At 38.1% G+C, this 20,869-nt stretch carries 19 protein-coding genes and 1 riboswitch; of the genes, 7 read left to right on the top strand and 12 right to left on the bottom strand.

Annotated features, from left to right (window positions below):
• Nucleotides 1–78: 78 nt before the first annotated feature.
• Nucleotides 79–816, top strand: a complete 738-nt coding sequence (locus tag M3225_RS13610) for an ABC transporter ATP-binding protein (RefSeq protein ID WP_251394559.1) — start codon at nucleotides 79–81, stop codon at nucleotides 814–816.
• On the top strand, nucleotides 813–1,568 hold the full coding sequence (locus M3225_RS13605) for an ABC transporter permease (RefSeq protein ID WP_251394557.1): 756 nt from the start codon (nucleotides 813–815) through the stop codon (nucleotides 1,566–1,568). The genes M3225_RS13610 and M3225_RS13605 overlap by 4 nt, the downstream gene beginning before the upstream one ends.
• A gap of 30 nt (nucleotides 1,569–1,598) precedes the next feature.
• On the opposite strand, the gene M3225_RS13600 is transcribed toward M3225_RS13605, so the two are convergent.
• The 7 genes from M3225_RS13600 to M3225_RS13570 form a co-directional block, all read right to left on the bottom strand.
• Nucleotides 1,599–2,606 (bottom strand): aromatic ring-hydroxylating dioxygenase subunit alpha, encoded by a 1,008-nt coding sequence (locus tag M3225_RS13600; protein WP_251394555.1) that lies wholly within the window; start codon nucleotides 2,604–2,606, stop codon nucleotides 1,599–1,601.
• Nucleotides 2,607–2,997: 391 nt separating this feature from the next.
• Nucleotides 2,998–3,441, bottom strand: coding sequence for a hypothetical protein (locus M3225_RS13595; RefSeq protein ID WP_251394553.1), 444 nt, complete (start codon nucleotides 3,439–3,441; stop codon nucleotides 2,998–3,000).
• Between the two features lie 218 nt (nucleotides 3,442–3,659).
• On the bottom strand, nucleotides 3,660–6,428 hold the full coding sequence (gene ppc / locus M3225_RS13590) for a phosphoenolpyruvate carboxylase (protein ID WP_251394551.1): 2,769 nt from the start codon (nucleotides 6,426–6,428) through the stop codon (nucleotides 3,660–3,662).
• Nucleotides 6,429–6,610: 182 nt separating this feature from the next.
• Nucleotides 6,611–7,120 carry an acyl-CoA thioesterase gene (locus M3225_RS13585; protein ID WP_013055518.1) on the bottom strand — a complete coding sequence of 170 codons (510 nt, stop codon included), beginning with the start codon at nucleotides 7,118–7,120 and terminating at the stop codon, nucleotides 6,611–6,613.
• 151 nt (nucleotides 7,121–7,271) lie between these two features.
• Nucleotides 7,272–8,048 carry a DUF5105 domain-containing protein gene (locus M3225_RS13580; RefSeq protein WP_251394549.1) on the bottom strand — a complete coding sequence of 259 codons (777 nt, stop codon included), beginning with the start codon at nucleotides 8,046–8,048 and terminating at the stop codon, nucleotides 7,272–7,274.
• The gene (locus M3225_RS13575; RefSeq protein ID WP_251394547.1) at nucleotides 8,017–8,259 is read right to left on the bottom strand and encodes a hypothetical protein; all 243 of its coding nucleotides are present in this window, start codon (nucleotides 8,257–8,259) and stop codon (nucleotides 8,017–8,019) included. Before M3225_RS13575 ends, M3225_RS13580 begins: the two co-directional genes overlap by 32 nt.
• A gap of 177 nt (nucleotides 8,260–8,436) precedes the next feature.
• Nucleotides 8,437–10,032, bottom strand: a complete 1,596-nt coding sequence (locus M3225_RS13570; RefSeq protein ID WP_251394545.1) for an APC family permease — start codon at nucleotides 10,030–10,032, stop codon at nucleotides 8,437–8,439.
• A 56-nt stretch (nucleotides 10,033–10,088) separates the two neighbouring features.
• A riboswitch (ZMP/ZTP riboswitch) is annotated at nucleotides 10,089–10,167 on the bottom strand.
• A gap of 384 nt (nucleotides 10,168–10,551) precedes the next feature.
• Here M3225_RS13570 and M3225_RS13565 point away from each other — a divergent pair.
• The 3 genes from M3225_RS13565 (at nucleotide 10,552) to M3225_RS13555 (ending at nucleotide 13,229) form a co-directional block, all read left to right on the top strand.
• Nucleotides 10,552–11,151, top strand: coding sequence for a cupin domain-containing protein (locus M3225_RS13565; RefSeq protein WP_081085187.1), 600 nt, complete (start codon nucleotides 10,552–10,554; stop codon nucleotides 11,149–11,151).
• Nucleotides 11,152–11,526: 375 nt separating this feature from the next.
• On the top strand, nucleotides 11,527–11,730 hold the full coding sequence (locus M3225_RS13560; protein WP_251394543.1) for a DUF3311 domain-containing protein: 204 nt from the start codon (nucleotides 11,527–11,529) through the stop codon (nucleotides 11,728–11,730).
• Complete coding sequence (locus M3225_RS13555; RefSeq protein ID WP_251394541.1) at nucleotides 11,730–13,229, top strand: sodium:solute symporter family protein; 1,500 nt, start codon at nucleotides 11,730–11,732, stop codon at nucleotides 13,227–13,229. Before M3225_RS13560 ends, M3225_RS13555 begins: the two co-directional genes overlap by 1 nt.
• Before the next feature lie 30 nt (nucleotides 13,230–13,259).
• Here M3225_RS13555 and M3225_RS13550 read toward each other — a convergent pair whose 3' ends face one another.
• Nucleotides 13,260–14,690 carry an alanine/glycine:cation symporter family protein gene (locus M3225_RS13550; protein WP_251394539.1) on the bottom strand — a complete coding sequence of 477 codons (1,431 nt, stop codon included), beginning with the start codon at nucleotides 14,688–14,690 and terminating at the stop codon, nucleotides 13,260–13,262.
• 103 nt (nucleotides 14,691–14,793) lie between these two features.
• Complete coding sequence (locus M3225_RS13545) at nucleotides 14,794–15,783, bottom strand: glutaminase (RefSeq protein ID WP_251394537.1); 990 nt, start codon at nucleotides 15,781–15,783, stop codon at nucleotides 14,794–14,796.
• Between the two features lie 265 nt (nucleotides 15,784–16,048).
• On the opposite strand from M3225_RS13545, the gene M3225_RS13540 reads away from it, so the two are divergent.
• A complete protein-coding gene (locus M3225_RS13540) occupies nucleotides 16,049–17,299 on the top strand; it encodes an ATP-binding protein (RefSeq protein ID WP_251396074.1) in 1,251 nt (416 codons plus the stop codon).
• 4 nt (nucleotides 17,300–17,303) lie between these two features.
• Nucleotides 17,304–18,242, top strand: a complete 939-nt coding sequence (locus M3225_RS13535) for a response regulator (RefSeq protein WP_028412292.1) — start codon at nucleotides 17,304–17,306, stop codon at nucleotides 18,240–18,242.
• Nucleotides 18,243–18,282: 40 nt separating this feature from the next.
• Here the strand turns inward: M3225_RS13535 and M3225_RS13530 are convergent, their stop codons facing one another.
• Genes M3225_RS13530 through M3225_RS13520 form a run of 3 tightly spaced genes read right to left on the bottom strand, consistent with a single transcriptional unit; the run spans nucleotide 18,283 to nucleotide 20,868 of the window.
• A complete protein-coding gene (locus tag M3225_RS13530; protein ID WP_251394534.1) occupies nucleotides 18,283–18,891 on the bottom strand; it encodes a malonate decarboxylase holo-ACP synthase in 609 nt (202 codons plus the stop codon).
• Nucleotides 18,879–20,579 (bottom strand): biotin-independent malonate decarboxylase subunit beta, encoded by a 1,701-nt coding sequence (gene mdcD / locus M3225_RS13525; protein ID WP_251394532.1) that lies wholly within the window; start codon nucleotides 20,577–20,579, stop codon nucleotides 18,879–18,881. The genes M3225_RS13530 and mdcD overlap by 13 nt, the downstream gene beginning before the upstream one ends.
• Nucleotides 20,566–20,868, bottom strand: a complete 303-nt coding sequence (locus M3225_RS13520; protein WP_013055506.1) for a malonate decarboxylase subunit delta — start codon at nucleotides 20,866–20,868, stop codon at nucleotides 20,566–20,568. The genes mdcD and M3225_RS13520 overlap by 14 nt, the downstream gene beginning before the upstream one ends.
• Nucleotide 20,869 lies beyond the last annotated feature (1 nt).

Raw genomic sequence — 20,869 nt, 5'->3', positions numbered from 1 at the left:
CTTTTTTTATATCACCCAATAACTTTTTACACTTTAGCTTATGTTACAATAAACAAAACGAATCAGAAAGGAGTTACTATGAACACGTTCAATTCAATGCCTGCCATCACATTTACAGACGTTTATAAAACATTTAAAGATAAAGAACATAGTGTTTTAAAAGGCATATCCGGTACAGTGATGCAAGGCTCGCTCGTCATGATGGTAGGACCATCAGGATCCGGAAAAAGCACCCTTCTTTCCATGTGCAATTTACTTTCTGCACCTGATGAAGGAAGTATTGAAGTATATGGAAAAGACATCAACAAATGGAATATTGCTGATTTGCGAAAAAAAGTGGGCATCGCTTTTCAATCAGCTCCTGTTATTGATGGAACAGTGCGAGATAATATGATGCTTGTTCAAAAACTGCATGGCAAACAGGACATTATGCCTGAAGAACTCTGTACATTAACGGGTCTTTCCCCTGACTTGTTAGAGCAGGATGCAAGAGATTTATCCGGTGGTCAAAGACAAAGGTTATCATTAGCCCGCACGCTGTCGAACGGATCGGATCTTTTACTTTTAGATGAAATCACTTCCGCTTTGGATGCCACTTCTGCTCATGAAATTGAACAGCTTATTTCTCATTTACATAAAGAACAGAATAAAACGATTATTTGGGTTACCCATAACTTAGATCAAGCCAAACGTTTAGGAGAGGAAGTCTGGCTTTTAATGAACGGAGTGATTATAGAAAAAGCGAAGACGGAGGCTTTTTTTCATACCCCTGTAAAAGCGGAAACAAAACAATTTATTGAAGGAGCCTTTCTATGAGTTCACTTTCACTTATTTTTACAATCGTTTTTGTTTTTATTGCTCTTTTTTTATCAAAATCTTTTCGTATAGGACTCCAAAAAGATATTATCATTGCTAGTATTCGAGCAGCCGTTCAGCTGTTAGTGATAGGATATGTTTTATCTTTTATTTTTGATGCGAATCACCCTGCTTTTATGATTCTTATTTTATTCCTTATGCTGACGGTCGCTTCCCAAAACGTTGTAAAGAAAAAAAAGCAGGGCTTCAAGGCCTTTTTGCGCGTATTTGTCACCCTTTTTATTGTAGAAATCTTGACCCAAAGCATTATGCTCGGCCTACATATTATCCCTGCTACTCCGCGATACATCATTCCTGTCAGCGGTATGATTATTGGAAATTCAATGATTCTTGCCAATTTATTTTTAAATCGGTTAGATGCTGAAGTAAATAGAAGACGAGAAGAAATTCAATTGATTCTGGCGCTTGGCGGCACTCCCAGACAAGCTATTCATAGCATTTTAAATGTTGCAATCAAAGCTAGCATGATTCCTACTGTAGAAAGTCAAAAAACAATTGGACTCGTTCAGCTTCCGGGCATGATGACAGGCCAGATTATTGGAGGTGCAGATCCGATACAGGCTGTCAAATTCCAACTGCTTATCGTTTTTACTATTCTAGCGTCTGCTACTCTTTCCTGCGTCATCCTAAGCCGCTTAACATATCCTATCCTTTTTAATAGCTATCAGCAGCTTATCCGTGAAAATGCATAAAAAGAAGAAAGGAGACTCCTTTCTTCTTTTTTATTGAGCAGCTTTTTTTAATCTTGTTCCTATGTCACTTCCAAAGGTCACTCCTAAATCACCGAGCCATCTTCTATATGCAATACTCAGTCGATCCGGATTCAAATGAAGCTCTGCTTGTAAGTCAAGCGGCAGCTCTTCGGGTTTTTGGCTTTCCACAATACTGGTATCTTGTTCAATAATAAGCTGCTGAAAATCACGGAAATATTGATCAGGTGCATCAAACGAATAGTTTCTAGAAACCAATGCAAACACGGTGGACTTTCTTTCCTCTTCAGGTAAAACCGCAAACAGCATCGAAAAGATTTCACCCGTTTCGTAGTTCACTTTTTTCAACCTTGCAACGGTAGGACGAAGAATTTCAAAGGTATAATAAATAGTCGCAAAGTTACCCGTACCATCTGCATCTGCGTACACAGCGATTTCATCAGAAACGTATCGGCTATCTTTCCAATGCACCTTATAATCAGGAATTTCGGCGTAGTCAGAGTGTCCAAGGCTTCCTTCGTGAACAAAAGCCAAATGGCTTACATCTAGAAAGTTTTCTACGACACGAGGAGCTGCTGCCTGCAGAGTATGAGGGTTGGCGCAAACCGTTTTGAATCCGGAGTTAAGATGTTCGTCATACAGGGGAAGAGGAGTATCACTTGCCTCGCTGTTCATCTTCACCCATATAATCCCGTACTTTTCAACGCAGTCATACACCTGTGCTTTTGCTTTTGAAGGAATAGCTCTTCCCGGCGGCTGTTGAGGAATTTTCACACAAGCCCCGGCATCATCGTATTTCCATCCGTGATAAGGGCATACAATGCAATCATCTACCACTTTTCCAAGAGATAACGCTGCACCGCGATGGATGCACAAATCTTTAAATGCTTTAATGGCATTAGTTGTGCGAAAAAGCGCAACTCTCTCTTCTAAAATCGTTACTTGCAAGGGCTGACCTGTTAAATCATGTGAATAAGCTGCAGGCAGCCATTCCTTAGCCAATACTAAATCTTTAATCATCTGCATCGCCTCCGTACGATAAGTAAATTTATTTCTTGTTTATAAAAAAAACCGCAGAAATAGAAGGAGTTCTTCTAATTCCGCAGCTTTTTCGTTCCGTAAAACAGACTATAAGCGCGCGAAGATTCTACATGATTGCAGATAGAGCGGCCTTAGCACTTCATCTACAATGACAATACGTATTCATCGCTATTTTTTTAATACCAATACCTAACCTTACATATTGAATAAAGAGCGGCCAGCCGCTAAAAGCTTTTCTGTCCACTGATTTCTCTTATTTTTACTTTATCAATTTCCTACTAAAAAATCTCTTGTTTTGTAAGCATCTCTAACATAATTTTTTCGGTTAAACGAATAAAAGCTGCTGTTTTTAAAACCGCAGCTTGCTTTATTATGAGCTCATATAACTGGCTGTATATTTTTTCGTCTGTTTTTGTATTTCTTGATTTAAATGTTTGAAAAACGAGAGCGTTTCTTCATAATCCGTCGCTTTTTCATGAAACTTCAATGTAAGATTTTCTTCAAACAACGTTTCTCCTTGATGACCGACCGCTTTCAGCTGAACAGCTGTAACAATACCTTGCGAGATCGAACATAATAAATAATTAAAGCAATGAACCGGAACGATATGCATCAGATGAAAATCGTCGATGGTTCTATCACTTTTTGTTTTCTTAAATTCCACAGTGAGTTCTTCCGGATGAATAAACACATTTATATGCTGTTTGGACAAACAAGTAGGATTCATTTTTTGTGTATACTCACAAAATTCCAGTCCAATAAATACAGAATTCTCGGAGTCAGCTTCAATGAAGATTTGCGAATTTTTTACCATTGTCCTCCTCCTCCATATTCAATCTAGTTACCCCACCACTCACACTCAGTTGTATAATATTTCTATTTCTTCTCTATTCTATCATTGATTTTTCTCAGTGCCTATTCAACAGACGGAAGTTCTCTTTAAAAGAGAGGGAACTGACAGGCAGTTCTTTATGTGAGAAGAATAAACAAAAGACACCTCCTTTGTTTTCTTGAGGTGTCTTTTGGTATCCATCAACCTGTGTTACGTAACCCTGCTGCAATGCCATTAATCGTTAATAACGCTTCTTTTAAAAGTTCTTCATTTAACGTTCCAGCTTCATCTTCACGCAGCTTGGAAATGACCTTAACTTGTAAGAATGTTAGAGGGTCCACATACGGATTTCGTAATTTAATAGATTCTTTAATCGTAGGAAGATGATCCATTAATTCTTTTTGACCCGTGATTTGAAGAATCATTTCTTTCGTGAGATTATACTCTTTTTTAATGGCGGTAAAAATTCGCTCTGAAATAACCGGATCTTGTACCATTTCCGTATATTCTTTTGCTGCCATTAAATCTGCTTTTGTTAAGGCCATTTGCAGATTATCGACTGTCGAGCGGAAAAATGGCCATTCTTTATACATTTGCTGAAGAAGCTGTATATCTCCGGATTTCTCCACCAAATGCTGTAAGCCAGTACCTGCAGCATACCAGGCTGGAAGCAGCTGTCTGCTTTGCGTCCATGCAAATACCCACGGAATCGCTCGCAAATCTTCAAAGCGATCACTTCCTTTTCGACTCATTGGACGTGACCCAATATTTAGAGCCCCCAGCTCAGGAAGAGGTGTAGCTTGTTTAAAGTACGTTAAAAAGTCTGGATCTTTGAAAACAAGCTCTTGATACTTACGTAAAGAAGCAGTTGAAATCTCGTCCATTGTTTCTTCCCATTCATGTGTACGAATATCACATTGTTCAGCTTCTTGAGAAACATTTGCTGCCGCTGTAAGAAGAGCTGAGACCGCTTGTTCAAGGCTTCGGTAAGCAATGTCATATAAAGAGTATCTAGAAGAAAGAACTTCTCCTTGCTCTGTAATTTTAACGCCGTCTCCTAGCGTCTCAACAGGCTGAGATAAAATACTTCGGTTTAACGGTCCACCTCCTCGGCCTAGTGAGCCGCCTCGGCCATGGAAAAACTTCAGACGAACTTGATACTTCCTTGCCATATCGTGAATTTCCTGCTGCGCTTTGTAGAGCTTCCAATTAGCAGTAAGTGTTCCTCCGTCTTTACTTCCATCTGAGTAGCCAAGCATAATTTCCTGCAAATCCTGCTGTTTCCTTAAGTGCTCTCGATAAAAATCTAATTGAAATAGCTGTTCCATAATTTCAGGACCTGCTGTGAGATCATCAATTGTTTCAAGCAGCGGAGCTATATTTAACTTGCTTTCAATACGGCCATCTGCATGAAGACGATAAATCCCCGCTTCTTTGGCGAGCACCATGACTTCTAACAAATCACTTGCAGACTGCGTCATACTGATTAAGTAGACTTCAATAGATCTTTCTCCAAATTCTTTATGTGCTCGATGTATCATGTTAAATACTTCAATTACTTGCTGCGTTTCTTTAGAGTAATTCTCTACAAACGATACCACAGGTCTTGGGTCTTGAAGAACTTTCCCTAGTAGTTCAACTTTTTTCTCTTCTGTTAACGCTGAATAATCTTCAGCTAAAGAAACAGCATGGAAAATTTCTTTGATTGCCGCTTCGTGTTCCCCGCTGTGATTACGGATATCAAGCGTTGCTAAATGAAACCCAAACAGCTCAACTTGGCGAATTAATTTACACAAACTTTTCAACTGATAATCTTGAGGCTGGTGCTTTTGCAAGCTATCTTTGATTAGAAACAAATCATGTAAAAGTTCTTCAGACCTTTGATAACCTGCTTCCGATTCTCCAACTAAATTTAATTTATGAAGCATAATCGTAAGCTTGCAGCGATATACTTCGTGTTTGATTCTCCATCGCTTTTTCTCAGGTAATAACGATATTTCTTGATTAATAGAATCAATAAGGTTATCTGAAACTGCGACTCTTTTTGTAGATTGACTTAATCTTTGTCTCAATTGAGTAAGCGACTCTTTATATTTACGAATAGCTAACTTTCTTTGTTTGACAAGCGTTTGCCATGTTACTTTAGGAGTTACGTTTGGATTTCCATCTCGGTCTCCGCCAATCCATGAACCAAATCGAAGAATATTAGGCACCTTCCAATTTTCTTCCGGGTAATTCTCCTGCAATGAATTTTCCAATTCCTGATGAATTTGAGGAAGTACTTCAAATAACGTTTCATCAAAATAATATAATCCATTGGATACTTCATCCATTACGGTTGGCTTGCGATCTCGCAGTTCATTTGTTTGCCATAAAATCAACACTTCGCTAAACAGTCTTTCTTCAATTTCCGTACGTTCACGTTTTGTTAACGTTGGATTATCTAAGTTTTTCAGAAGCTCAGCCATTCGTTTATGAATATCAAGAACACTTCGTCTAGTGGCTTCTGTTGGATGAGCAGTGATGATGAGCTCCAGGGATAAAGTTTGAAGCAAGTTAGCAATTACATCTGGCGCCACGCCATTATTTTTAAGCGAAACAACGGCACTTTCCAATGAACCCGGCTGCATAATGGAATCTTCTTGCTGCTGATATTCGCGTCTGCGACGAATTCGATGATTTTGCTCTGCAATATTAACTAAATGAAAATAAACAGCAAACGCCCGAATAACCTGCTCGCGCATCGGCTGTTCAAGAGTAACGATTTCATTTTTTATTTCTTTATAGATGGCTTCATCCTTATTTTCTCTAAGTGATTTTGCCACTTCACGTATTTTTTCTACTTTGTTGAGCAGTTCTTCTCCACCTTGGTGAACCAGAACTTTCCCTAACAATTGACCGAGAAACTTTACATCACGGCGCAGGGCAGTGCTGCTGTTTTGTCTTTCCGCTGCTTCTACTGTTACCATTAGACACGACACCTTTCTTTGTAAATATTTTACTTTTTAAACTTTTTAGAAAATTATATTAAATCCATATTACCATGAACGAAAATAAATTTCATATGATTTTATTTCCTCCTCTCGCTCAGGAGAGGAGATTTCATCAAACATAAAAAGACTGCAGTGCTTTGCACTGCAGTCTTTTTATGTTACCAAGGTTGTCCTAAATCCAATACCGAGGCTAGTTCGTTACTTTTTTTACGCACTTGTTTACGTGTGGCAGCGCGATCTGCCCCCGTTTGAAAAAGGTATTTTTCTTCTTCTGTTTCTGGAATAAGCTCCGGTACTGCGCGGGGCTTTCCATCATCATCCATTGCCACAAAAGTTAAAAATGATGTGGCTGCAATTTGACGCTCTCCGGTTTTTAAATTTTCTTTAATCACCTTCACAAACACTTCCATGGATGAACGACCTGTCCATGATACATATGACTCCAAACATACAGAATCCTGAGGCGTAATAGGATGCAGAAAGTGAATGGAGTCTGCTGAAGCTGTAACACACTCTGTACGACTGTGACGATAAGCTGAAATGGACGCAATCATATCAATATCACTCATTAACTTTCCGCCAAATAACGTATTGTGATTATTAATATCATTAGGGAAAATGCGGCTCGTTCGAACGGCCTTTGTATCTTTACAATAATTTGCTTTCATTAGTAAGAACCTCCATTGATGCCTATCATAATAAGAATAAAAGAATGAATGAACCTATACTAGCATATTTTGATAAATTTAGCTTTACAAAAAACTCGTTGATTTATTTACAGAAAACAAAAAAGAGAAGAAAAATTCTTCTCTTTTTTGTTTATCGAATATAGCTTGATCCAAACGTTTCACCTAAAGAATCACTGTATAGGTCACTTGACTTCACAGTCCATTTTCCATCTTCTTTCACCATAAAAATTCGTAAGGGACGACTTCCTTCTTTCGTCTCTAATTCATTTACAATATCTTTGAATTTAGAAGCCGCAAACTCTTCAGAGTGTTCTGTATCGTAATCTTTCGTTTCATCTGTGTATGCTCGCTTAAGCTGCGATACGTATGAATATAAGTCTGATAAATTAACGGTAGTGTACTCCACTTCTACTACGGCTTTATTATTTGCATTCGCAATCACCTTTGTCTTCACGCTTGCTTTTTCTTTTAAAACATCTTTATACATGTTAAAAAAATCTTTTTTTGCTTTGTCGGTTAAACTGTTAGAAAACGCACCTTTTAATTCCTCGTTAAACGCTTTTTTCTGTTCTTCTATGACAGCTGTTTTGTCTGCTGTTACATATTTATCATAGTCTACATTTTCTTTGTTTAAGTAAAGAACTTCTGTATAAGCTTGCAGAGCTTTTGCTGGGTCTTGCAGCTTATTATAGCTTTTCGCGTATTTCTTCGTATTCAGCGTTAATGTTACTTCGTCAATTTCTTCATCATAATCAGATGATGTTGGCTGAAGCCCAATTTTGTATTTTTTATCTTTTTTGACTTCAAAGACAAACGTTAAATTTTTTTGCTTTCCAGCGCCAATCTTGTCAGATGCACTGCTTTCTAGTCCAAGCTCACGACTGTTCACTCCTGTTTTTGGAGACATTTTTCACTTTCAAATCAACTTTCAATAGCCCTTTTTCTTCACTTGTAGCTCCTTCATCACTATCTACTAAAATATAAGAAGCGCTGTCAATGGATGCTTCAATCACCTTATTTTTAGCCGAAGTGGATCCTCCCGTTTCCTTAGAACTGTTACAAGCCGCTAATACTAGCATAAGTACAAAAACCAAAGCCAAAACATTCATTTTTTTCACAGCTGCCTGATCCCCTTTATTTTGTTTTTTTAGAACTTTACCCCAAATAAAGGTTCCCTCTGTGTAAATCCTTAAACCTTAAAATCTATATTTTTTACAATATTTTGATAAAAACCAAGTCTAAATTCTCCACTCATATAAATAAATAAAAAAACACGAGCACCGGCTCGTATTTTTTTATTTAGATTGAAAATTTTCTTGATTGATTTGTTCAGCTTCCTTCATATATCGATTGGATTTGCCACTTTTAATTCCCCAGTAATAAAAAGCTAATGATACGCAAGCAATCACTAGCATATCCCATCCGAAAGGCAAAATATTTTTGCCTCCAAATTTTTCGCTTCCTATGTAGGAAATAAAAATCATGCACGCTAAATAGATAAGCATCCAAGCCCCGGTTAAAAATTCTTTTTTAAAGCCCACCCATTTATTTTTCGCTTGGTAATAAAAATAAACAGGCAGGCCAATTGCCATAATAAAGATCACTTCACCTGTAAGAGGCCACCTTGCCCAGTAAAGCGTCAAGGAAGCAAAAACGAAGCCGCATGGCGCAATAATTGATGCTCCTTTTAAATAAAATGGACGGTAAAAGTGTGAAGCCGTTTTTCTTAATGTTATAAGCGCTACAGGACCCATAATATAAGAGATAAGCGTCGCTACTGAGATCACTTCTGCTAAGACACCCCATCCTCTAAATAAAAAGAGAAACAAAAAGCAGGCTGCTAAATTTAGCCACATAGCTGGGCGCGGGACATTGTAAAGTGGATGAAGAGTACCAAATATCTTTGGCAAATATCCATTTTGTTGCATCCCGTATAACATTCTAGAAGTAGTTGCCGTATATGTAGCACCTGTGCCGGAAGGAGAAACAAATGCGTCTGCGTATAACACAATTGTCAGCCAGTTAATTCCAAGCGCAATCGCTAAATCAGCAAAAGGAGAATTAAAATTCAAATGATTCCATCCATCAGCAATTGACGACGGACTTACTGCTCCGATAAAAACTATTTGCAATATAATATATACAATTCCAGCAATAAAAATTGAACCAATTACAGCTATCGGAATCGATTTATTAGGTGATTTTGCTTCTCCTGCCATATTTACTGGACTTTGAAACCCATTAAATGCAAACACAATACCTGATGTTGCCACTGCAGTTAAAACACTTGCCCACCCGTAAGGTGCTACCCCATGCTCACTTGAAAAGTTCCCGCTATGAAAACCAGAAAAAAATAAAGCCCCTGCCGTCAAACCAGGAATAATTAATTTAACAATCGTAATAAATGAATTGGCTTTGGCAAAGAGATTTACCGTCCAATAGTTCACAAAAAAATAAACGAATAATAACAAAGACGCAACTGCCAACCCCTTAGACGTTAAAATGCCATTGTCTACTAATTCATGAGTCCAGCGAGCCCATTTCCACGGCCACGTACTCATATATTGTACAGATGCAATAGCTTCCACTGTTATCGTTGAAGCTATTGAAATCCAGTTAGCCCAAGCAGCCAAAAACCCAATAAATGATCCGTGTGAATACTGAGGGTATTTAACCATCCCCCCTGCTTGTGGAAACATCGCGCCCAGTTCAGCATATGATAGGGCAATAGTCAAGATAACCACCATTCCAATAACCCATGAAAAAATAGCCGCGGGTCCCGCAATTTGAGCTGCTTTCCATGCTCCAAACAGCCATCCGGAACCAATAATCGAACCTATTCCTGTCATGGTTAATGCAAATGTTCCCATCTTCCTTTGCATATTGCTCATCCAAATCTACCCCTCTTCCCTAGGAAAATAAAAAAAACACTTGCGAAATTTTCTCAAGTGTTTGCCCAGGCGCGCGGCTTATACGCTATATGCTCCCCCATGGTCATCCATGTTGCGCCAGTCACATATAGGAATATATTTTTTATTAGTATATAACATTGATCACCATTACTCAATACACAAAAATACTTACATTAATTTTCTAAAAATAATAAATTATTCGTAAAATTAAGAATTCAATATCTAAAAACCTTTTATACATCACAAAAATGATCCAAAATCCTAACTTTCTTATTATTCGGTTCTTTTACTCCACGAACGAATTCCCTCTCATAAGTTATACTAATATATATTACTTATTTACAAAACATGAATTAACAGCTATATATCTATAGAATTCTTGCACTAGGCCCTTTACTTATATACAATATGAAGAAAAGATACTAAAGTGAACTGCCCACCACTTAGCGACGTTTGAAGTGGGAGACTTTTTTTTGAAAACGTTAAAACCTACATATCATGCACTTCGCAACTAATGAAGTACTTCGAGCAAACTTCTCTGTTTACGCAAGCAAAAAACAGGGAAAATTACGAAAAAAGATTGTTAGAGGGATGCTTATGAATTATGCAAATGTAAAAGTTCTTTATTTTGATGACGACGGAACCATTCCAAATCACCCTCGTCTTCCAGTTTTGTTGTATGAACACGTATTTATTAGTAAGAAAGAGAAAGTGGAGAGCATTTTTAATTCTCACAACTGGAAAAACAGCTGGGTAGGCGGCATACATGATTTTCACCATTACCACAGCAATTCTCATGAAGCACTAGGTGTAATTAGCGGATCTGCGCGCTTAAAACTAGGTGGACATATGGGGGAAAATATTGTGGTGCATGCTGGCGATGTGCTCGTACTTCCTGCAGGAACAGGGCATATGCGTCTCCAATCAACTGCTGATTTTAAAGTGGTTGGAGCTTATCCAGAAGGCATGGATTACAATTTACGAACAGGAAAACAAACTGATCGCCCTCACGTATTTGATGAAATTGCACAAGTACCTATTCCTACAACAGATCCTGTTTATGGCGACAAAGGACCATTGACAGAGTGGTGGAACTAGACAAGCACTTATTGTCTAGTTTTTTTATTTGCTCTGTTTTATTCCTTCCATGAATCTCTTTTTGAACATACAAATTCTTTTCTTATGATGCAATAGCAATATACTTTATCTCATCAAAGAAACAAAAACTTCTCTGCAAAAACTAAATTTCTTCTTTTCCGTTCTCTTTTTGCTTCAAGAGCAACTTCGCTTAGATTATCCCCTTTTTTTCTTCCATAATCATTTCGAATATACTCTCATCATAAGCTCTTTTTTGTTTTTCTAAAAAAATTTTCATAGGTTATAACGAAATTTTCAAAAAACTTATTGCTTTACCATGTCAGACTTGCTATCATAGTGAACATTGTTAGATAAATTTTAGTAGGAGGAGTAAAATTGAACAGAAAATTCATAATTTTTATTTTATTTATCGTTCCATTTATTGCTCAATTCGCTTTTTTACCTTTTGTAAATAACATTCATCCAATTATTTTTGGATTACCTCTTTTGCATTTATGGTTATTTTTATGGGTCTTCTTAACGCCTGTGTGTACATTTATCATTTATCGTTTACAAAAATCTTGGGGGGACATTGAATAATGCAAGGAAATTTAACCGCACTTTTAATCACATCAGCAATTGTTCTTGTCGTTATCGCGATTGGCTTTATAGCGGGACGTGACAAATCATCTAGAAGCTCAGTTGAAGAGTGGGCTGTAGGCGGAAGACGTTTTGGAAGCCTGCTCGTCTGGCTTTTAGTAGGAGCAGATTTATATACTGCTTATACATTCCTAGGTCTTACAAGTACAGCTTATCAGGGAGGAAGCATTGCATTTTTTGCCATTCCTTACTCTGTTTTAGCCTTTTTAATTTCATACTTTTTTCTTCCAAAGCTTTGGACTGTTGCTAAAAAGCACAAACTTACTACGCTTGCTGATTATGCTAGAGAACGTTTTAGTAGTAAATTTCTCTCCTCTTTAATTGCCATAGTAGGTGTATTGATGCTTATTCCCTATATTGATCTTCAGCTTAGCGGTATTCAAGATACTCTTCGTGTTGCAGGAACTGGCTACATTAACGTAAAAGCTGTTGTTATTCTTTCATTCTTTCTTGTGGCTCTTTATACCTTTTTCAGCGGAATTAAAGGTCCCACATATACGGCAATTATTAAAGATATTTTAGTATGGGCGATTATGTTATTTATGGTTGTTTCTCTGCCAATTATGCATTTTGGAAGCTGGGGCAACATGATCGACAATGTTGCAAAGGATGCACCGCAGCTATTAACGATCCCAACACAAGGACCTAAAGGCATTCCATGGTTTATTACAGCATCACTCGTATCTGCTTTAGCTTTATTCATGTGGGCCCACGCTGCTACAGGTGTTTTCACTGCTAAAAGTGCAGATTCGCTTCGTAAAAATGCTATTTTCTTACCGCTTTACAATATTGTTTTAATTCTAGTCATCTTTTTAGGATTTATTGCTTATCAAGTATTACCTCAAGATACAACGGATCCTAGATTAGCATTATTAACCTTAATTCAATATTCATATGGCGGTATTGGCCAAGGGTTAGCTTATGCAACGATTGCTCTTGCTTCATTAATTCCATGTTCTATCATGGCTATCGGAGCGTCTAACTTGTTTGCAAATAATATATTTAGAGATTTAATTAATCCAAATGTACAGGGTAAAACATTAACAATGGTTACTCGTTCTATGGTTTTCGTTGTTATCGGACTGGCACTTTTATTCGGTTTATTATTCCCTCAAGCACTTGTTTCCCTACAGTTACTAGGGGTATCTGGTATGGTACAAATCTTCCCTGCTATCGTCATCAGCCTGTTTTGGAGAAATCAATCGAAAGAAAGTACGATTGCTGGATTAGTAGTAGGGTTGGTTGTAACGTTTACCGTCCATGCAACAGGAAATTCATTTGGCCTTTATGAAGGGTTCTGGGGATTATTATCTAACTTACTCGTAGTTGTTATTTTAAATCCAATCTTTGCTGCAAAAACCAAAGCAGCAACAAATGGCGTGAAAGAAACATTATTTTCTAAAGGCACTCCGCAAACTGAATTAAAGAAAAACGCATAAAAAAAGTTCAGCCAATTGGCTGAACTTTTTTTAGATAATATTCTCTTTTTCAGAAGGAGGTGGAGTGGATTTTCTTTCCCAACATTCAATATTTTGATTGTTTTCTAACGCATCTCTATAAAAGACTGGATTTTCCCCTTCCTTTTTCTGCTGAGTATAGTCATGCAAGGCAGAAAACGCCACTTTGGATAATAGAAAAATAGCAATCAAGTTCACGACTACCATCATCCCCATAAATAAGTCTGCCAAATTCCATACAAGCTGAAGCTGAGCGACCGACCCAAAAATAACCATCGCTAAAACACCTACACGATAAAACCAAAGCCACATCTTATTTGAATTTAAAAATTCAATATTCGTTTCTCCATAATAATAATTTCCAATTAACGTACTAAAAGCAAATAGAAATACCATGATAGCTAAAAACCCTGATGCCCAAGAACCAATATGTGTACTAAGAGAAGCTTGCGTTAATTCAATGCCGCTTAGTCCCTGCTTATAGGCGGGGGATAAGAGAACTATAAATGCTGTGCTTGTACAAATCACGAGTGTGTCCGTCAAGACACCAAATGCTTGGATAAGACCTTGTTTAACTGGATGACTCGTCACTGCAGTTGCCGCGGCGTTGGGAGCACTTCCCATTCCTGCTTCATTGGAAAACAGTCCGCGCTTTACTCCGTTGATTAACGTTGCACCAATTGATCCCCCAAGCGCCTGTTCAAACCCAAATGCATTTTTCACAATTAGAGATAGAACCGCAGGCATTTGACCAATATTTTTAAAGATAATGAACAGAGCCATTCCAATGTATAAAACGGCTAATACGACAACGATGTATTCCGATATCTTGGCGATGCGTTTGATCCCGCCAAAAATAATTACCGCAAATATAACTGTCATAATAATCCCAATCAACAAGCGGCTCGTTCCGAAAGAGTTCTCAAATGCTAGCGTAATCGTATTAGACTGCACAGCGTTAAACACCAGGCCAAATGATAGTGTAATGAGTACAGCAAATAACCCGCCCATCCACCTTTTATTTAACCCTTTTTCCATATAATAAGCGGGTCCTCCTCGAAATCCGCTTGATCCTTTTACTTTATAAATTTGAGCCAATGTACTTTCTACAAAACTTGATACTGAACCGATAATGGCAATAATCCACATCCAAAATACAGCCCCCGGGCCACCGAGTGCAATAGCAATCGCTATACCGGTAATATTTCCCGTTCCTACTCGAGCTGCCATGCTTATGCAAAAAGCTTGAAACGGAGAGACTCCCCCATCTTTAGCTGCTCGTCCTTCTTTCAAAACAAGTACCATTTCTTTCAACATGCGAAACTGCAAAAAACGAGAGCGAATCGTAAAATAAATACCGATTGATACAAGTAAAATAATTAATAAATTTGACCAAAAAAAATCATTGATGACACTAATTACACTTTCGATTGCTTGTTGCATGCCTATCACCTCATTAAAAAATTTGGTAGAACAAATGCAAAACATGAAAGTTTTTTCTCTTGGTGTTTATATTATTGAAGCGAATGAAGAGTACGTAAATAGACTAAAAAATACTCAAATCCCATTCTTTTGCGATTTTTTTTAGCAGCGTAACGCCTTTTACGCTATTCCCGTACTCATCAATGGCCGGACTGTAAATTCCGATACCGCATCCGTCTGGGAACGGAGACTGCTTTTTCGTAGTAGGTGGCACCAATGACATGATACCTCCCGATACACCGCTTTTAGCTGGCATACCAACAAATGCCGCAAACTTTCCTGAGGCATTATACATACCGCACGTAAGCATGAGCGCTTTTGTTAATTTAGCTACTTCTTTTGGAATTACTTGTTTGTGAAACACTGGATGATATCCGTCTAATGACAGAATTAATCCGATCAGCGCAATATCTTCAGTCGTTACTTCAATTGAGCACTGCTTTAAATAAACCTCTAGAACTTCTTCTACTTCTCCTTGTAAGTAGTTTGTTTCTTTTAAATAGTAGGCAAGCGCACGATTTCGATGAGACGTTTGCCATTCCGATTCAAAGACCGTTTCATTAATGAGTGGTGTTTTCCCGGTAAGCATCGTTATCACATCAAACAAATAGCTTAATTTTTCTTTTGCCGTCTCCCCAGATAAAAGAGATGAAACCGTTAAAGCACCGGCGTTAATCATAGGATTGAACGGCTTTCCTGGTTTATGCATTTCCAGTCTTATAATAGAATTAAATGCATCTCCAGTTGGCTCTACATCCACTCTCTCTAGTACATAAGGAATGCCGCAGCATAAGCAAGCTGCTATAAAGCTAATGACTTTAGAAATACTTTGAAGAGTAAATACCGATTCATAATCCCCAGACTGGATAACTGTTCCGTCAGCACCAATCAAACAAATACCTAATTGAGACGAGTCCATATCTTTCAGAGCTGGGATGTAATCAGCCGTTTTTCCTTCTGAAGAAAATTCTTTTATTTGTTGCACCCACTCATGTAACCGATCTTTTGCAGTGAGCTGTAAGTAAGACATTTCCTGTTCTATTTCTCTTTTCATTAAAATCACCTCATCACTTAATTGTTCTTTATTTTAAAGCGCTTTCATAAAGTGCGATTTCATTTTCGTTTTTAATGTACAATGCAACCTACGAGAGCATACAAAAACCTACAAAACTTTTTGAAATTATATTTTTATCTTTGGCACTCTTCTCCATTGTGCTGGACGCTGTCACAATGTATACTAATTCACGAATCACTTCAGGAGGTGTAATTATCTGAATTTTAAATCTTTCATCCGAAAAGATCCGTACATTTTATTGCTCATGCTCATTACTGTCCCGCTGGCGGGAGAGTTAAAATTTTATCCGTTAAATGAAACATTTCGAATTACATTTGGAACCCCTACATTTTTCTTTTTCCTGTTGCTTTTAAAACGGAAAACCGTTTTAGCTGGCGGCTTGTTAACCGCTTTAAGCGTCGTTCTCTTTCGCATCATGCTAGACTATATCATGCTCGATCATTTTCAATTTGCGGTTTCTGCACATATGCATTACCCTACGTTTTTCTTTTACTTTACGTATGCACTTTTATTTTTTATTTTTAAAGTAAGCCGCATGAACTATAGTGCTATTGTGATTGGATTGATTGGACTCATCATTGAAATAGCTGCTGATACAGTCGAACTAACTGCGCAGTATATCGTTTTGCATACAACAATTCATGTCGATTCATTATCCGACATGGCCATTATTGCTTTTGCTCACAGCTTCATTGTACTTAGCTTTTTTAATATGATGACGATTTATGAATCACAGTCACGAGAACGTCAAATTCGCAAACAAAATGAGCACATGCTAATGCTCATTACAAGCCTTTATGAAGAAACTGTTCATTTAAAAAAGACCCTTCATAATACAGAAGTGATTACAAAAGCTTCGTACGATTTATATCGTGTATTAAATCAGCAGGAAAAAGATCATTCTTTGCTAAATCAAACGCTCAGTAAAAAGGCGCTTCGGATTGCCGGAGATATTCACGAAGTAAAAAAAGATAACCAGCGTATTTTTGCGGGCTTATCTAAAACAATTTCAAATGAAAGTTTCCAAAATTATATGAAAGCAGAGGAACTAATCGAGCTGATCGTACGCATCAACAAAAAATATGCTGATTCTCTTCACAAACAAATTCGCTTTTTTTCCTCTGTAACCGGAGAACATTTCAGCTACCACGTTTACACCATTTTATCGATCATTAATAACTTGGTAGCAAACGCAGTGGAGGCGATTAAAGATGAGGGAAGGATTGTTTTATCCGTACATAGACAAGCTGAACATGTAGAATTTCATGTACAAGACGATGGTCCTGGCGTGCCTTTGAAGTACGAAAAAGCTATTTTCGAACCTGGTTTCACCTCAAAATACGATCAATTTGGAAACCCCTCTACTGGAATTGGCCTTTCTTACGTAAGGGATATTGTTCAAGAACTTGGAGGTACGATTGAAGCTAAACGTGGAGATAACGGGATGATTTTTATCATTCAAATACCTCTTTGTAGTCTAATTCAGAAAGGATGAGTTTATGCGATTTTGTATTACAGATGATGATTCAGCCATTCGTTCAACGCTCAGTCAGCTGATTGAAGATGAGGATTTAGGAGAAGTTGTAGAAGAAGTCGTAGACGGAAGCTTTTTAGATGCCTCTACGTTAAATTTAAAGCAAATTGATATCTTATTTATTGATTTACTTATGCCAGGACGAGACGGAATCGAAACGATCCGTCATTTAAAAGATTCATTTAAAGGAAAAATGATTATGATTTCACAGGTAGAGTCCAAAGAATTGATAGGAGAAGCCTATTCATTAGGAATTGAATACTATATTACAAAACCAATTAATCGAATTGAAATTTTAACGGTTATTCGAAAGGTAATTGAACGAATCTCCCTTGAGAAATCAATCGATGATATTAAAACCTCCTTGAATAGTTTAGCGACAGCCCATCACGCCCCCCCTTCAAGCCAGCCGATAACGAAACAAGCCCATCTATACGATGTAGGGAAATTCTTATTAGCCGAGTTAGGTATTGTAGGAGAAAATGGAGCAAAAGATTTACTGGATATTTTACAGTTTCTGTACACTTATGACCAAAGAGAAAGTGTGGAAAAACATTTCCCTTCTCTAAAAAATATTTTTGTGAATGTCGCTGAGAAAAAATTAGGAGCTCACGCGTCTTCCATTGAAATTAATCGCGAAACCAAGGCTTGTGAACAGCGAATAAGACGAGCAGTTACTCACTCACTAAATCACTTTGCTTCTATTGGATTAACAGATTTTTCAAATCCAAAGTTTGAAAATTATGCTTCTAAGTTTTTTGACTTTACAGCCGTTCGTAAAAAAATGAAAGAATTGCAGGGAGATTCTAAAATTTTGCCGATTCGCATTAACACAAAAAAGTTTATTCAAATATTCTTTTTGGAAGCAAAGCGTTTGTTAAGCCAAGAAAAAAGCTGGTATTGACAGAAAAGACGGAAAAGGTGCAGGTCCCTCTTTCCGTCTTTTATACTAATTGATTCAGTTTTACTAAAGCAGGTCCATATATGGTACGCAAAAGCAGCGTCTCTTCTCCCTTTGCATATTCCGCTAGAGAAAATGCTCCTTTTTCTGTTTCTACCTGTACATCTACAGAAACTGGGCACCTCTTTAGCTTACTGACTATCATTTCCGCTTGTTTCACCGACAAATAAGAAGAAAGGCGAATGAGTACATCTAAATCACTGGTTGTCGTTACAACTTCTTCACCGCTTGCAAGCTCGAACCCTACACTGCCGGTTGGTCCCCACGCAAAATTTTTAAAAATAATAGCCACCTCTTCTAAAGCGCGTATAGCTGGCATGTTTCTGGACTGGCCGTTTTGAAAAAGTGAAATGAGATTTTCCGGCCTAATTGTTTGTATAATGGCCTCCTCAGATAAAAAAGCACCAAAACGCTGATTTCTTCGTTCTCCTCTTACTCCAACAGGTATCCGTCTATCTCGGTGAACAGCACGCCTTACAACTACAAACGGAGCCTTCGCTAATGAATATTCCACCCACTCGGGAATAGGTGTATAACTGATAAGCTTTGCTTCCTCTTTTAACTGAAGCAAATCATGAGCTATATATTCCATTGTTTTTCCAACTCACCTCTTACTAATAAAGAAGCTTTTCGCCCTGCTTTTCTTGCTTGCTCACTGTGCAGCCGGCTGCTTAAATCGTACACACCTTCACGGCGTACATCTTCTACTGCTCTAGTCAAAATATCTTGAATCGTTTGAACGTCGCGCTCTGTGGGCTGCTCTGGTTGAATACCGCTAATCAGCTCATATAAAGCGCCAAGTGAGGCAAATGATTCAATATCATAGGCCATGGAAGGAACTTTCTTTGAAGCTTCTTCAAGTTCTTTGATACTTCTTTTGGTAATACGCGCTGCCGACTGTTTGGACATGGCGTGAACATTCACTCCTTCGTCTTTCAAAGCCAATATCCGATTTGATTGGTATCCATGAGCCAAAAATGCTCCTGAAATTGCTTTTCCGACAATTAATGTAATAACTGGATGACCTGCTAAGCGCGCTGCTGCATAAGCATCAGCCGCAGCACCACAAGCATAGTGAATACCTAGAAGTTCTTCATGATAGCCATACGCTTGACTCGGTACATCCACAATGGCAATTATAGGGCGCGGAGATTGATTTCGATCTTCTTTTATTACTTCACGAACGTGCTTGGCAATTGCCCATCCTTCATCTAGTCCTACTTCCCCTTTTCGTGCACGTAAGAAACGATTATAAGGATTAGGTACAACCGATATATATCGGACCTTTTCTCTTCCTAGCAATGCGTCTTTATAAAGAACGGAAGGAATTTCAAAATCTGCTTCTTCATCATTTATTAAAGCGTTGATCCACACGCGACCGCGGCTGTTAGGCATACTACCTGGAACTTCATTCAACGAGTAAGAGACTGTTGAAGAGATATGTTCATTTTTTGTTGCTTTATACAATTCTTGAAATTGATAAGGAGCCATTTTTTCTGAAGGATCAACCTTACTAAGCAAATGTCTGTAAAAATCTACTTGTTCTGTTTTACTAGTTACTTTTTCTTTCTTCTGAAACGTCTCTTGAACTGCTCGTTGAATAGCAGTGACATCATCCGGTGCTAAGGCGTCTGCAAAACCTGTTTCATGGCGTTGAATACCGCCAATCGTTCTCCAGATTAAGCTTCGATCTCTTGCATCAAACTCTTCAATCCCTGCTTCTTGTTCGATCACTTCAGGGCCGTTAAGGCCAAACCTTGCTTCTTTTGTCATAATGAGATAACTAAAGAGTGAAGCAGTGATGGACATTCCTCCAAAGCAGCCTACATTTCCTGAAATGACTCCGACAACAGGTGTATACTCACGCAAAGCAACCACAGCTGAGCCAATTTCAGATATCGACAAAAGTCCATAATTCGCTTCTTGCAGCCTTACCCCTCCTGTATCGAATAGAAAAACAGGTCTAACAGGAACACCTTTTTTGTGATTATTAAGGGCTAATTCTAAAGCTCCTGCAATTTTAGCTCCCGATACTTCACCAATGCCTCCCCCTTGAAACCCTCCTTCTATTGAAATGACAACGGCTGGCTCCCCTGCTATCAGCCCACCTGCTATAATGACACCATCATCGCTTTGAGGAACAATATTTTGCTTAGGTAAATGAGGCGATTCAATCCCGTCAAAAGGGCCGAGCAGCTCACGGTATGTGCCTTGATCTAAGATTGCCTGCGCTCGTTCTCTTCCATTTAACCCAATAAAGCTTTGATTATTCACTCCCATTTTCACTCACCTCCAAAGCCTGTGCAAGACGCAAGGCGACTACACCAGGCGTAGCACCGAAATCATTAATTACAATCTTCGCTTGAATCGTATGAACACTAAAGAACCTGTCTAATACGGCTTTCCAGGTTTCACTAAACCCTTCACTTCCTGTTCGTACTGATACGTGAGCATGTTCTTCATCAGAAGGAACCATTAAAATTTCTAAATCCCCTGAACCAACAACGCCTACATGTGCGCGCTGAGTTAACTTTCGATCGGCTTTGTATTTAAACACTAACGTTTCCATT

This window comes from Priestia aryabhattai (assembly GCF_023715685.1).
In the GTDB taxonomy this organism is placed as follows: domain Bacteria; phylum Bacillota; class Bacilli; order Bacillales; family Bacillaceae_H; genus Priestia; species Priestia aryabhattai_B.
Note: the sequence above shows the minus strand (reverse complement) of the source record. Positions and strands in the feature narration are given on the sequence as shown.